General features: G+C 49.2%; 11 protein-coding genes. 4 read left to right on the top strand and 7 right to left on the bottom strand.

Annotation, left to right across the window (positions count from 1 at the left end; genetic code table 11):
* Window positions 1-126: 126 nt before the first annotated feature.
* The 4 genes from OIK42_RS04365 to phoB form a co-directional block, all read right to left on the bottom strand.
* Entirely contained in the window at window positions 127-936 is an 810-nt protein-coding gene (locus tag OIK42_RS04365) for a prolyl hydroxylase family protein (protein WP_273638637.1), read from the bottom strand.
* A 4-nt stretch (window positions 937-940) separates the two neighbouring features.
* The gene (locus OIK42_RS04360) at window positions 941-1,924 is read right to left on the bottom strand and encodes a PstS family phosphate ABC transporter substrate-binding protein (protein WP_273638635.1); all 984 of its coding nucleotides are present in this window, start codon (window positions 1,922-1,924) and stop codon (window positions 941-943) included.
* A 1-nt stretch (window position 1,925) separates the two neighbouring features.
* Window positions 1,926-3,230: a phosphate regulon sensor histidine kinase PhoR gene (gene phoR / locus OIK42_RS04355; protein ID WP_273638633.1), complete on the bottom strand. Its 1,305-nt coding sequence runs from the start codon at window positions 3,228-3,230 to the stop codon at window positions 1,926-1,928.
* A 74-nt stretch (window positions 3,231-3,304) separates the two neighbouring features.
* On the bottom strand, window positions 3,305-3,994 hold the full coding sequence (phoB, locus tag OIK42_RS04350; RefSeq protein WP_273638631.1) for a phosphate regulon transcriptional regulator PhoB: 690 nt from the start codon (window positions 3,992-3,994) through the stop codon (window positions 3,305-3,307).
* Between the two features lie 229 nt (window positions 3,995-4,223).
* On the opposite strand from phoB, the gene OIK42_RS04345 reads away from it, so the two are divergent.
* Both OIK42_RS04345 and rdgC read left to right on the top strand, forming a co-directional pair.
* Complete coding sequence (locus OIK42_RS04345; protein ID WP_273638628.1) at window positions 4,224-5,951, top strand: sensor histidine kinase; 1,728 nt, start codon at window positions 4,224-4,226, stop codon at window positions 5,949-5,951.
* Window positions 5,952-6,037: 86 nt separating this feature from the next.
* Entirely contained in the window at window positions 6,038-6,946 is a 909-nt protein-coding gene (gene rdgC / locus OIK42_RS04340) for a recombination-associated protein RdgC (RefSeq protein WP_273638627.1), read from the top strand.
* Window positions 6,947-6,972: 26 nt separating this feature from the next.
* Here the strand turns inward: rdgC and OIK42_RS04335 are convergent, their stop codons facing one another.
* A complete protein-coding gene (locus OIK42_RS04335) occupies window positions 6,973-8,229 on the bottom strand; it encodes a DUF418 domain-containing protein (RefSeq protein WP_273638625.1) in 1,257 nt (418 codons plus the stop codon).
* Between the two features lie 33 nt (window positions 8,230-8,262).
* Complete coding sequence (locus tag OIK42_RS04330) at window positions 8,263-8,841, bottom strand: helix-turn-helix domain-containing protein (RefSeq protein WP_273638623.1); 579 nt, start codon at window positions 8,839-8,841, stop codon at window positions 8,263-8,265.
* Between the two features lie 122 nt (window positions 8,842-8,963).
* Here OIK42_RS04330 and OIK42_RS04325 point away from each other — a divergent pair, with 122 nt between their 5' ends.
* On the top strand, window positions 8,964-10,160 hold the full coding sequence (locus OIK42_RS04325) for a benzoate/H(+) symporter BenE family transporter (protein WP_273638621.1): 1,197 nt from the start codon (window positions 8,964-8,966) through the stop codon (window positions 10,158-10,160).
* 60 nt (window positions 10,161-10,220) lie between these two features.
* Here OIK42_RS04325 and OIK42_RS04320 read toward each other — a convergent pair whose 3' ends face one another.
* The gene (locus tag OIK42_RS04320) at window positions 10,221-11,057 is read right to left on the bottom strand and encodes an HDOD domain-containing protein (protein WP_273638619.1); all 837 of its coding nucleotides are present in this window, start codon (window positions 11,055-11,057) and stop codon (window positions 10,221-10,223) included.
* A gap of 312 nt (window positions 11,058-11,369) precedes the next feature.
* On the opposite strand from OIK42_RS04320, the gene OIK42_RS04315 reads away from it, so the two are divergent.
* The gene (locus OIK42_RS04315) at window positions 11,370-13,043 is read left to right on the top strand and encodes a DUF8614 domain-containing protein (RefSeq protein ID WP_273638617.1); all 1,674 of its coding nucleotides are present in this window, start codon (window positions 11,370-11,372) and stop codon (window positions 13,041-13,043) included.
* Window positions 13,044-13,102 lie beyond the last annotated feature (59 nt).

The raw sequence follows: 13,102 nt of genomic DNA, 5'->3' as shown, positions 1-13,102 counted from the left end.
TTATGCTTATTCGGCCAATGATTGCACCGCCCGGATTTTTGTATCTGATTGAATTTAAAAACTAATTGCTGACATTTGCGCCGTACGCACCCGAGGTTTGAGCGCCCTCTGTAATGCGGAAAACGGTCAGTTTCGGTCTCTGAACCACTTGGTGATCACTACTTTATTGCCCTCGACGACCGGCTCGGCAACGTGCATCGACTGCACATTGGGCGTGCCGTCTGGGTGTAAATTATTCCATAGCAAGGCCTTGCCGGCCTCAGGCGTCACACTGATATCCAGATGAGTAAACGTCGTGCGGCCACCGCTAAAGTCGTCGTTTAAATAAATCATGCAGGTCCAGGTTCTTTGTCCCCGCTGAGCACAGTGCTCGATATATTGAGATGTACCGGGCGGAAAAAAGTCATAGTGAGCGTGGTAATACTGGCCGGGCGCATAATGCTGGGCCTGAATCACTTCCCGCTCGCCTGCGCCAAGCCCTAACAGCTCGACGATGCGCGCGTTCACCGCGCTGACTATGGGCGCATTAAACGTTGACAGTTCACACGTGGTGGACGTACGGATGCCGGCTGCCGAGGGGGCACCGGCGACAGTAGACGGTGTGAGTTTTTCTGCCGATAATGCCACCAGTTCGTCGCATTCTGCGGCACTGAGAAAATTATCGATGGCAAACAACTGCAACGCCTGAGTATCACAAAGGGGTATATAGGTAACAGCCGAATCAGGCATCAGAAAACGTGGTTGCGCTAGGGTGTGATAACGCTCGGCAGGCCGCCGAAAGCGGTAATTTTTAGGTAAGTTGTTGCCCAAAACAGATTCAATAACCGTTTGTGCAAAGCCGTTATCTTCCATTGTACCGGCGATCCTGGCCGGTTGCTGCCCGGTTATCAATGAGTCCAACACCCACTTTTTCCACTTTGCGGTGAGAAACGCCATCCTATCAGCCGCCCTGGTAAACAGAGTCCTGCAGCAATTGATTGGTGCCCATCAGTTGCTGTCGCTGCCGGTTCAGTAATTCGGTTTTGATCGGAAAGTAGCCATCCTGTGACACCATTCTTTGTCCTGTTTCAGACAGCACAAACAATAAAAACTCACTCACCAGTTTGGGTAAGGGTTTATCCGGGGGTTTGTTGACCACTAAATACAGGAACCGCGTAAATGGGTATGTTTGCTCTCTGACGGTATCCATATTAAGCGGCACCAGTTGCGCTTTACTGGTGCCCAGGGGTAACGCTCTGACACCAGCGGTTTTATAGCCGTAGGCTGCATAGCCCATGCCGCCTTTACTGGAAGCCACAGACAGCACCACTGAGGCAGAGCCAGGTTGTTCGTTAACCGACTTGGTAAAATCACCATCGCACAGGGCCATAATCTTGAACAACCCGTAGGTGCCCGACACCGAGTTACGGCTAAACAGCCGTATTGGAGCCTGCTCACCATAGGTATCGATACCAAGTTGATTCCAGTTGCTAATAGTTTGAGGGCCGCCGCAGTAGCGGGTAACAGAGAAAATGGCATCAACTTCTTGCAGAGTGAGACCATCGAGCGGCGTTTGCCGTTCAACAAATATAGCAATGGCGTCCAGCGCCACTTTAATCACCGTTGGCGGGTAGCCATGGGCCTGGGTAAAGGCGCGGCGTTCACTGGGTTTTAAATCCCGGCTCATTGGCCCGATGGTAGCGGTGCCTTCTGTTAGTGCCGGTGGCGCGGTGGAAGAGCCTGACGCCTGGATTTGAAACTTCACATCCGGGTAAATGTTTTTGAATTCCTGTGACCACAGCGTCATTAAATTTGCTAACGTATCGGAGCCCACCGACGTAATATTACCGGCCACTCCTGGTTTACGCTGATATTCCGGCGTTTCTGCCCATCCCGACAAACTCAGGCTCAGCGCCAACAGCGCTATTAAATACCGCTTCACCATGCTAATTCTGACTCGCAATCATTTCGGCGCCAACTTCGAAGAAAAATTCACTGCCCTGGCCTACCCGGCTGTTGATTTGTAGCTTCGAATTATGGTGATTAAGCACATGTTTGACAATAGACAATCCTAATCCGGAGCCGCCGGTTTTTCTTGACCGAGCCTTATCAACGCGATAAAAACGCTCGGTTAAACGCGATAAATGCTGCTGTTCAATGCCATCACCATTGTCCTTCACTAAAAACTTACCGCCGTCTTTATTATACGACCAGTACACGTCGATTTGCCCGCCCTCGGGGGTGTAGTTAATGGCATTAAATATCAGGTTAGAACAGGCGCTGCGTAATTCTGTTTCGATACCATAAATGCGCGCGCCTTCAGCCAGATGGAAGCGGATTTGATGCCTTTTTTTCTTGTTTAATGCATCCGCTTCAATTTTTATTTGCTTTAACATGGCCGCCATATCCACGGTATTTTCATAAATCCGTTCAGAACTCGCCTCAATACGCGACAATACCAACAGATCTTCTATCAGGCTTTGCATGCGCTGCGTTTGCGCGCCCATTTCGTGATACGCTTTTTTGATAAACGGATTGGCGTGTTCGTCGCTGTCAGGCAGGATTTCCAGATAGCCGGTGATAACAGTGAGCGGCGTTCTGAGTTCATGGGACACGTTGGCCACGAAGTCTTTGCGCATTTCCTCGAGCTGCGATAAACGGGTGACATCGCGGGCAATAAGCAACAGGTGCTCTTCGCCATAGGGCATAATCCGGTATTCAAAGGATTTCATCGAATTCAGTGGCGAGGGCACTTCAATAGGAAAGTGATATTTACCGGCGTGAAAGTACTCAATAAATTCGGGGTGACGTATCAGGTTGTCGAGTCTGCGACCCGCATCAGACGGCCAGCGCAACCCCAGTTCAAGCCTGGCCAGACGGTTACACCAAATAATACAGGCGTTGGCATCCACCACAACGGCGGCATCGGGTAAGGCTTCTGACCCTTCCCGAAAACGCTTCACCAACGCGCCAAGTTCTTTACGTTTATTACGGTTACGTCGCTGAAGGTAATAAATCCCTTCGTAGATATGTTCCCATAAACCACTGACCGCGGGGGGCGACATTTTGCGGCTGTGCCACAGCCAGCGATTTAACTTAAACAGTTGCCAGTAGTTGACCAGCAACAATCCGGTGGCGCCCAGAGCAACCGCCAGCAGCATGTCATCGACATACCAGCCAACCAGGGCAAAAAATAATAAAAACAGACAGAGTCGCGCAACTGACTTGATCCACGAAAAGGGGTAGTACATCCCGAATAATCCTTTTTTTGCGCGACACTAAAAAAGTAAAATGAGGCCGAACTATACCTCATCAGGCTGCCGGTTTACAGCTTGGTAGAGAATCGGTATCCGGCTCCCCTGACGGTCTGTATCATCGCGTCGTGCCCTTTACCACCAATGGCTTTGCGCAAACGGCGGATGTGCACATCAACGGTACGGTCTTCAACGTAAACATTGGTTCCCCAAACATTATCAAGTAGCTGTTCGCGACTGTAAACACGCTCAGGATGGGTCATAAAAAAGTGCAGTAACTTGTACTCTGTTGGTCCCATATCCAGCGGTTCATCATCGGCTGCAACACGGTGCGAAACCGGCTCCAGTTTCAGGCCATTAAACTCAATGGGTTGCTCATTTGAGGTGGGGGTAACCCGGCGCATTACTGCTTTTATTCTGGCCACCAGTTCCTTGGGTGAAAACGGTTTGGTGATATAGTCATCGGCCCCGGCATCAAGCCCGCGAATTTTATCGTCCTCTTCACCGCGAGCGGTAAGCATAATAACCGGAATATCACGGGTAAATTCGTGCTGTTTTAATACTTTAGCCAGTTGAACTCCGCTGCCTCCGGGCAACATCCAATCTAACAAAATTAAATCAGGATAAGGCTCCACCAGTTTCTGCTGAGCAATATCGTAATCTTCCGCTTCAATAATTTCGAAACCTGACTGCTCCAGGACAAATGATAACATGTCGCGGATAGGCGCTTCGTCTTCAACTAACAAGACTCTTCTTGACATAGATTTTTTCCAGCTCATAACAAAACGCCGCTATTATTATTGGGGTGTGTGACAATTTTATTAAACGATTACATAAATATGTCAAGTTTGTGAACATTTTTACCGACAAACCAACCATCTTTTGTGCCAGATAGATGACACGATAATGCCGCAATGACTTGTCTAATCAGTAATTAACACATATTCTTTGTTAAGTTCAGTTTTTGATCAGTAATTTTATAGGTTGCAGATGGCATCAGTGCAGACAGGATTGTCGAGAAAGTTACTCACCCGAGTATTGTCGGTTTACTTCTTCCTGACCTTTATCGTTACTGTTGGGCAAATTTTTACTGAGTATATGAGCACCAAAAGCCATATCGAGTCAGAATTGCAAACCCTTAAGAACACCTTTTCCACCAGCCTTACCCGCGCTATATGGGAAGTAAACCTGCCTCAGGCGCGCTCCATTGCCGAAGGGTTAATGGAGCTGCCGATCATTACCGGGGTACAAATACGCGATGAGAATGGCGAGTATATTGCTGATCTGGGGGTGACCATTGCCCAGGCGCGCGCGCCCATCACCAGCGGCGAGCTGGAAGATCACAACGGCGGGCTCTTTAGTTATGGCTTTCCACTCATTTTTGAGTTTTCTAATCGTTCTTCGACCGTAGGCGATGTCACCCTGTACTCCAACTTTGACATTATTTTTGGTCGTATCGAAATTGGCATCTTCTTCTTAATTGGTAACGCCATCGTTAAAACAGCGTTTTTAGTGTTTCTGTTTATGACCGCTTTTAGGCGTATGCTTTCTGATCCGCTGATGGAAATCACTCAGCAAATGAGTGCTTTTAACCCCGAGAGACCCGAAGAGTCGAAAGTGTTTTTGCATCTGGAAGACGAAAACGAACTGCGCTTACTGCAGTACTCCTATAATCAGGTCATCGATGACCTGATTGTATCCCAGCAGCAATTACACAAAACCCAAAGCGAACTTCAGCGCGTAAATAAAAAGCTCGACGATCAAAATCTCTTGCTGGAACAGGAAGTCGCCAAAAAGACTGCCTCGCTAAGTCAAATCATGTTGGATTTGGAACGGCAAAAAGATGAGCTCATTGTTAATCAGCGCGAATTGCGCCAGGAAAACGAAAACCGCCAGTATGTTGAAAACGTTCTGCGTGAAAAGAATAGCGAACTCGCCAAATCAATGGAAAACCTGAAGCTCGCTCAGGAACAGTTGCTCGAGTCTGAGCGTATGGCGTCGTTAGGCGGTCTGGTTGCTGGGATTGCGCACGACGTTAATACGCCGCTGGGCGTTGGCGTAACCGCCGCAAGCTTTCTCAATGAGCGTCTGGGAGAAATTCGCCAGGATTATGATAATAACTCGCTGACGAATAAAACCATGGCGTCTTTTTTAGACGAAGCGGAGCAAACCACCAACCTGCTGCTGACTAACCTCAACCGTGCCTCAGAATTAATTACCAGCTTTAAACAGGTAGCGGTTGACCAAACCAGTGAAGCCGAACGCGTTTTTAACTTAAAGACTTATTTACGTGAAATCATGTTGTCGTTAGCACCCTCATTTAAACACAAGCAGCATGATGTGAGCATTAATTGTCCGGACGAGCTTTATATCCGCTCAGCGCCGGGGGTTATTGCACAAATCGTTACCAACATGATTATGAACTCCCTCATCCATGGTTTTGAGCATCAGACGGTAGGTAAAATAACCATCGACGTCAGCCAGGATAAGGACGACGTTGTGATGGTTTACGAAGACAATGGCTGTGGCATTCCGGCCAATCAACTCAAGCAGTTATTTGAAGCCTTTTTTACCACCAAGCGCAGCCAGGGCGGCAGCGGCTTAGGCACCCACATTATGTATAACCTGGTGACTCAGGCATTGGACGGTAACATTGAAGCCTTCAGTGAGCCGGGTAAGGGTTTACGCTACGAAATACGTTTTCCGGCTCGAACCTGAGCCGACCCGGTCCTATAGCAGTTGCGCTCAATGCATGCCGCTGCTACCCTTTCGGCCTTTTCTTTCTATTGATTCGATATAACACTATGTGGTTTAAGAACATCAAAGCCTATCGGCTTACTCAGCCCTTGTCGTTAAACGACGACGCCTTGCAAACTGCCCTCAGCGAACATTCGTTTCGGCCATGCGGCAGCCAGGAAAGTGCGTCAATGGGGTTCGTCTCGCCATTGCATTCGGCAGATCAGCACACCTTACTGTTTCACCAAACACAGTTGCGCTACTGGATTACCCTTAAAAAGCAGGAACGCCTGCTGCCTACCTCGGTGGTAAACTCAGAGCTGGCCGACAAAGTTGCACAAATTGAAGCGGAAACCGGCTCGCCGGTGGGTAAAAAAGCACAGTCTGATTTAAAACAGGAAATCATCACCCGCTTGCTACCCCAGGCTTTCTTAAAAAATACCTATACCCACGGGTTTATATCGATTTCTGATAATCTGGTCGTGGTGGACGCCAGTGCCGATGGCAAGGCCGAAGCGTTTCTTGCTATGGTCCGAAAAGCGTTGGGCTCGCTGCCGGTAGTACCACTGGTAAAACACAGCCTGCAAAGCGAACTGACCCATTGGTTAACGGCACGCCCACCGGCAAGAATTGAACTCCTCGAAGAGGCTGAGTTTAAGTCAACCGACGACGTTGGCAGCATTATTCGCTGTAAAAATCAGCCGCTGGATAGCGACGAAATAAAACTCCACCTTGATGCCGGCAAGTTAGTGCAAAAAGTGGCGTTTGAGTTTGATGAAACGCTGGAGGCGATTATTCAGGAAGACGGTGCGGTTAAACGCATTAAGTTTACCGATCGGATCAAAGAAGAAACCCAGGATATCCCCAAAGATCAGGTGGCTGCGCGTCTTGATGCAGAATTTAGTCTTATGTCTGCTGAGCTTTGCCTGTTTGTGAACTTTTTATCCGAGGCACTTAACCTCGATAAAGACGCCTGAGCAGGTGTCGGCGTTGGGCCAATCAGTTAAATTGGCTGGCCCGCATTGACACGCTGTAAAACGCTCTGCCATTGACGCAGGGTTAAATTACGCCAGACACGCTCTGCCGGCCCCATAGTAAAATGCGCCAGCCACCACTTAGACACCCCCAGCTGAAACAGCCAGATGATGATCACCACAGCCGACAACGATACGCGATCGAGCTGCGCAAACAAGCCCAGACCCCACCCGTAAAAAATGGCTGTGCATATTATAGTTTGCAGCAGATAATTCGTTAGCGCCAGGCGCCCAACGGCCGACAGATAATTTGTCATTACACACCGCCAGCGCGCTGTATGGGTGGTTTTTACCAGCCAATTAATGGCACACATATAGCCCCAGGCCATGATTAACGCCCCCCAGTAATTAGGCTGCCGGTATAACGTGAACGCCTCAGGCACAATAAAGCCGTTAACCAGCAGCACCCCGGAGCCAAACCCGCAGACCAGGGCGCCGACGAGAATGCCGGTTAACGCGTTGCTTTTATAGAACACAACACTGCGCTGCCCCTGTAAAATACCGGATTTCAATAACGCGATACCCAGCATCATAATGCCACATATTCGCAACTGAATTATCCACAGGACATTGATGTGAAAATCAAAAGTTGTGCTGACCCTAAAAACCGCCTGCTGCCACCAGGAGCCGGTGTAAGCGGCAATTTCCTGTTGCAGTAACGCCATTGGCGGGGCCAGTTCACTGGCTAGCTCCTGTTGCTCTGCAACACTCATGACGCCCCATGCCACATAAATCAATAACATGAGCAACGTATAAATAACTTGCAAGGCAAAGCCCCAGACACACAAACGCCGAATACTCCAAAAACGACATGGATAAATCAGCACGCCAGCAATGGCATAGGTCACCAGTATATCGCCCCACCATACCCCATAGGCATGCAACAAACCGATCAAAAGCAGCCAGAACATGCGCCGACGATGGCGCTTCTTCGCATCCGGGTTATCCGTCTGCCGCTCTGCCATCAACACAATACCGGCGCCAAACAGGCCAGCAAACAGGGTATAAAATTTTTCAGCAAAAAACACGTCGCTCAGCATCCATTGTGTGATGTTGTCGAAACTGAGCTCTCCCATAGCGAAGGGATTAGTGTATATCGACTCAGGGTAGGCAAAGGCTATAATGTTCATCATTAAAATGCCCAGCAACGCTAAGCCTCGCAGCGCATCCAAGCTTATATAACGCATGGGGGTCATTGTAGTAGCAGCGGCTGAAGATTCGCTCATTACTCGTCCTTAAGTATGTATGCTCAAGCGTGGTTACTCACCCGGCCCGGCGCTGGAATGGGCATTCGCATTGGTATAGCAAATCACGTCGGTAAAGCGCGTATAGCCGCTATCGTCCTGATAAGCATGGGGCTGGTTAGCGGCAAACCTGCAACTGTCTCCCTCCTGCAACAAATGCCACTGCCCATTAAAAAATAACCCTAATTGACCCGATTGTACAACGATGTGTTCATAAACTCCCTGCGCATGGGGTTGTGACCACTGGCAATGCCTTTCACTGATGGTCAGTTCGAACATTTCCATCTGCGTATCGGCCTGATAAGTAAACAGGGTCTTCACTTTGAAAAACGCATCACCACGGCCAGCGTCAGCCCCTTGCTGACTGACTGTTGCAGCGCCTGGCAGCGTTGTCAGCTCCGAAAACGAACAGCACAGCCCTGTGGCTATTTTCCATAACGTTGCCACCGTAGGGCTCGACTCAAGGCGTTCAATCTGGCCCAACATCGCTTTAGAAACACCGCTGGCGTTTGCCAACTTGTCGAGGCTCCACCCGCGTTGCTTGCGACGGGACTTAATTTGCCCGGCGATCGTTTGTGTCAGTTGCTCTGTCATTTGTGGTTCAATATTAAAAATATCATGCCCATTGTGCGCTATAACGCACAATGATACTCTTTTGTACACTATAACGCACATTACCTTAACTTTACCGTCGTAAGCAAACGTTTGGAGCGACCATGGATAATCCATTAAAACTGAGCCATGTGGCGGCAGGCCTGACTGCCGTGATTGTTGGCTATAGCAGCTCAGTGGTCATTGTGATTGAAGCGGCCCGGCAGGCCGGTGCCAGTGAAGCACAACTTATCAGTTGGTTATTTGTGCTTGGCCTGGCCATGGGCATTAGCTGCTTGTATTTTTCGTTTAAATTCAGAATGCCAATTATAACGGCGTGGTCGACGCCGGGTGCGGTATTCTTAATTTCCACGGCGGGCGAATTTTCCCTCGCGGAGGTCACCGGCGCCTTTATCGTAGCGGGCCTTCTCAGTTTGCTCGCCGCTCGCAGCAAACAACTCATGCGGGGTATTGAGCGTATCCCCCCGGCGCTATCCGCAGCGATGCTGGCCGGCATACTATTACCCTATTGCCTGGGCGTATTTAGCAGTGCTCAGGAGTATCCGATACTCGCTCTTATATTCATCGCTATTTATTTACTCGGCAGCCGCTGGTTTGCACGTTATTTGATGCTGGTACTACTGGTAATTGCCGCACTGGCTGCCGTTTATCTTCGGCCGGGGGAATCGATGCCAATGCAATTTTCGTTGCCCGCACTTGAGTGGGTGATGCCGGCATTTTCACTCGCCAGCGCAGTGAGTATTGGCGTGCCGCTGTTTTTAATTACCACCTTGTCACAGAACCTGCCAGGGATAAGTATTCAGCATAGCCATAACTACCAGCCCGACAACCGTTTTGTGTTAACAGGCTTAGCGTTACTGCAGTTATTGTCGGCGCCATTCGGTGGATTTATGATCAATCTGGCAGCCATTACTGCGGCGATCTGTATGGCTGACAACGTCGATGAGGATCCGGCAAAACGTTATCTGGCAGGCGCTGTTGCAGGGGGTGGCTATTTGTTAGCAGGGTTATTCGCAGTAACGATTACGCTACTTTTTTTGCAGATGCCCGCGGTGGTCACCAGTTTGCTGGCCGGAATTGCCTTGCTCTCCACCTTACAAAGCAGTCTTTTGCGCGGCTTTGAGGATCCCCCTTTGCGGCAAAGTGCATTGTTAACCCTGCTCTGTAGTGCGTCTGGTTTGACTTTGTTAGGCATTAGCGCGCCGGTATGGGGGTTACTGATAGGGATAATAACGCTGTGGCTGCATCCTCATTGGCAAACACCAGCCGCCAACGCTAAAAACTCAACGCCTAATCAATAAGATACTGTTGTGTACTATTTGGTCATACCCGCGCAAAGGTATGACCAAACGGAGGCTGACCTAAGCGAATACCTGTTTTGCTGCGGAACGCATGTCGGCAAACTCATCCGACATTAACACGTTGATATCCTCAACCACACCGCGCTGAATAGCGAGATTTAAAATGGCGTCTTTTTGGTTATCGACCTGACCGGCCAGTGCCGCGCCTACTCTTACAAAGTCGATGTAGGTCAGTTTATCAGGAATGTACGACAAGTCTTGCCAACGTTCGGCCACTACCACAAACTCATCACCAAATTCCCAGTCGCGCATAATGCTGCCACCAATGCGGTGTGAGAGTTTATCTATCGCATCATCCAAAAAGCCGGGGCTGGCAAAGACTTCTACGTGACGCTCCGCCTCGGTAAGAATAGGTAGCACACCAATACTGTGCACCAGGGCAGTCAGCGCCATGGTATCAATACTCATATCGCGCTTTTTGGTGCGTGCAATGTACAACTGCAATGTTGCCATGGCGTTGGCCACCACGTCGATGGTTTTAGCCCATTCGTTTTTCATGTACTGACCGACCAGCTCATTTTTAGATACGAACAGTTGTTCCATTGCCAGCGCTGTGGCGATATTTTTAATTTGCCGTAAACCAATGCGCGTAACCGCTTGCGAAACAGAGGTTACTTTTACCGATCGCCCCATGTAAGCACTATTAGAAATCTTGATCATTCTTGCACTCAAAGAAGGGTCCTGAGCAATAACTTCTCCCATGCCTTGCAGGTTTATATCCGGATCATCGGCGGCTTTACGCACCTTCAGAGCAACTGCTGGTAAAGTAGGTAATACCAACGTGTCATTTTTTATTTTTTCAACAAGTATGGTGAGTAGCGCATTTTGTGTAGACATATTCCAACCTTCGTCGATTGCTAATTTATACTCGCCCCGAAGCCGGCTTAAAAACAGCCAGACACTCCCTGCTATTGGTACGTCGGAATAATCGGGTTACGAGTGTGATCTTACAATAGCATAACGTAAACGCTTGTCATGCAGTAAAGCCGGAAACAGCATTTGACAGCTGTCTTCAGCTTTCTGCTTACGACGTTTCACTTTCACTGCTAAAATCAGTATAGCATCTGCTTTAAGGCTTGGTTATGCTAACAAGAAAAAATGTAATCCCCTTAAAATAACAATGATTTAACCCCAAAACAGGTATCCCAAATGGCTATAGTTTCAAATCGAAAGCGCGCCTTGTCTGCATTGATTGGAGTATTGCTGCTCGGCGCTTGCTCACCGCAAAACAGTATCAAAAGCAACACAACGCCAGCCGCAGAGCAACTGATAGTAGAAGACAGCCGACTGTCGATTTACCACCCGGTCCCCTTAACGGCCGACCTGTCGGATTTAAGTGACAATCAGCGCAACATGCTGAGTTTGCTGATCGATGCCTCAAAAATAATGGATGATCTGTTTTGGCAACAGGCGTTCTATGGCGATAAAGACACTTTTTTGAACCAGTTTGAGCAAGCTGATGTGCGCCGCTTTGCCGCGATTAATTACGGCCCGTGGGATCGTTTAAACGGCGATAAGCCATTTCTGAGAGGTTATAGCGACAAATTTCCTGGCGCAGAATTTTATCCGGAGGATATGACAAAAGCCGATTTTGCCGCCGCCGAGTTTGCCAATAAAGACGGTTTGTACTCTGTTGTAGAGCGCAACGAGGCAGGCGAGCTTACCGCCGTTGGCTACGCTGACAAATACAAAGACGAGCTTACCGAGGCGGCATCGCTATTGCGGCAAGCCGCCGAGCTGGCCGATGACGCCACTTTTGCAGAGTATCTGACGCTGCGTGCTGATGCGTTGGTCACAGACAACTACTACCCGTCTGATATGGCGTGGATGGATATGAAGAGCAATCCGATTGAGCTGGTGATTGGCCCCATCGAGACCTACGAAGATCAGCTTTATGGTTATCGCGCCGCGTTTGAATCCTATGTATTACTAAAAGACATGGCATGGAGCGAACGTCTGGCCAAATACGCGCAGTTTTTACCTGAATTGCAGCGCGGTCTGCCAGTTGCTGACGCGTATAAGCAGGAAGAGCCGGGCTCCGATGCCGATCTGAACGCCTATGACGTGATTTACTATGCAGGGCACGCCAATGCTGGCAGTAAAACCATCGCCATTAACCTGCCCAATGACGAACGGGTGCAACTGGCCAAAGGTACGCGTCGCCTACAACTTAAAAATGCGATGCGGGCTAAATTTGACCACATATTGCTGCCTATCTCAGAGGTGCTCATCGCACCAGAGCAGCGTAAACACATTACCTTTGACGCGTTTTTTGCCAACACCATGTTTCATGAAGTCGCCCATGGGCTCGGTATTAAAAACACCATTAATGGGAAGGGTACGGTTCGTGCTGCGTTAAAAGAACATGCCTCAGCACTGGAAGAAGGCAAAGCCGATATTCTGGGCTTGTACATGGTGCAAAATCTACTGGAGCAGGGCGAGATCACCGAAGGAACACTGGAAGACTATTACGTGACCTTCATGGCAGGTATCTTCCGTTCGGTACGTTTTGGCGCGTCGAGTGCCCATGGCAAAGCCAATATGATCCGCTTTAATTACTTTGCCGCAGTGGATGCGTTTGATCGCGACGAAAATGGTTTGTACCGCGTTAACATGGATAAAATGTCGGCGGCGGTGGCGTCGTTGTCGGAGTTGATTCTTACCCTGCAAGGCAACGGCGATTATGACGGCGTTGCAAAACTGGTGGCCGACAAGGGGTTAATCAAACCCCAGCTTGAAGCAGACCTGGCGCGTTTAAAAGCCGCCAGCATTCCGGTGGATATTGTCTTTGAGCAGGGTAAAGCCCAGTTAGGCTTAGAGTAATTAGCAGGTTATTGGCAACGGGTTTTAAAAGGCTTCTATGCCCCTAACCCGTTGCCATC

It is taken from the genome of Alteromonas gilva (assembly GCF_028595265.1).
Lineage (GTDB): Bacteria > Pseudomonadota > Gammaproteobacteria > Enterobacterales > Alteromonadaceae > Alteromonas > Alteromonas gilva.
Note: the sequence above shows the minus strand (reverse complement) of the source record. Positions and strands in the feature narration are given on the sequence as shown.

Excerpts from the sequence above, each read along its gene's own strand:
- OIK42_RS04335 (WP_273638625.1), bottom strand. The coding sequence starts at position 8,229 with ATGAGCGAATCTTCAGCCGCTGCTACTACAATGACCCCCATGCGTTAT.
- OIK42_RS04345 (WP_273638628.1), top strand. The coding sequence starts at position 4,224 with ATGGCATCAGTGCAGACAGGATTGTCGAGAAAGTTACTCACCCGAGTA.
- OIK42_RS04365 (WP_273638637.1), bottom strand. The coding sequence starts at position 936 with ATGGCGTTTCTCACCGCAAAGTGGAAAAAGTGGGTGTTGGACTCATTG.
- OIK42_RS04360 (WP_273638635.1), bottom strand. The coding sequence starts at position 1,924 with ATGGTGAAGCGGTATTTAATAGCGCTGTTGGCGCTGAGCCTGAGTTTG.
- OIK42_RS04325 (WP_273638621.1), top strand. The coding sequence starts at position 8,964 with ATGGATAATCCATTAAAACTGAGCCATGTGGCGGCAGGCCTGACTGCC.
- rdgC (WP_273638627.1), top strand. The coding sequence starts at position 6,038 with ATGTGGTTTAAGAACATCAAAGCCTATCGGCTTACTCAGCCCTTGTCG.
- phoR (WP_273638633.1), bottom strand. The coding sequence starts at position 3,230 with ATGTACTACCCCTTTTCGTGGATCAAGTCAGTTGCGCGACTCTGTCTG.
- OIK42_RS04320 (WP_273638619.1), bottom strand. The coding sequence starts at position 11,057 with ATGTCTACACAAAATGCGCTACTCACCATACTTGTTGAAAAAATAAAA.
- phoB (WP_273638631.1), bottom strand. The coding sequence starts at position 3,994 with ATGTCAAGAAGAGTCTTGTTAGTTGAAGACGAAGCGCCTATCCGCGAC.
- OIK42_RS04315 (WP_273638617.1), top strand. The coding sequence starts at position 11,370 with ATGGCTATAGTTTCAAATCGAAAGCGCGCCTTGTCTGCATTGATTGGA.
- OIK42_RS04330 (WP_273638623.1), bottom strand. The coding sequence starts at position 8,841 with ATGACAGAGCAACTGACACAAACGATCGCCGGGCAAATTAAGTCCCGT.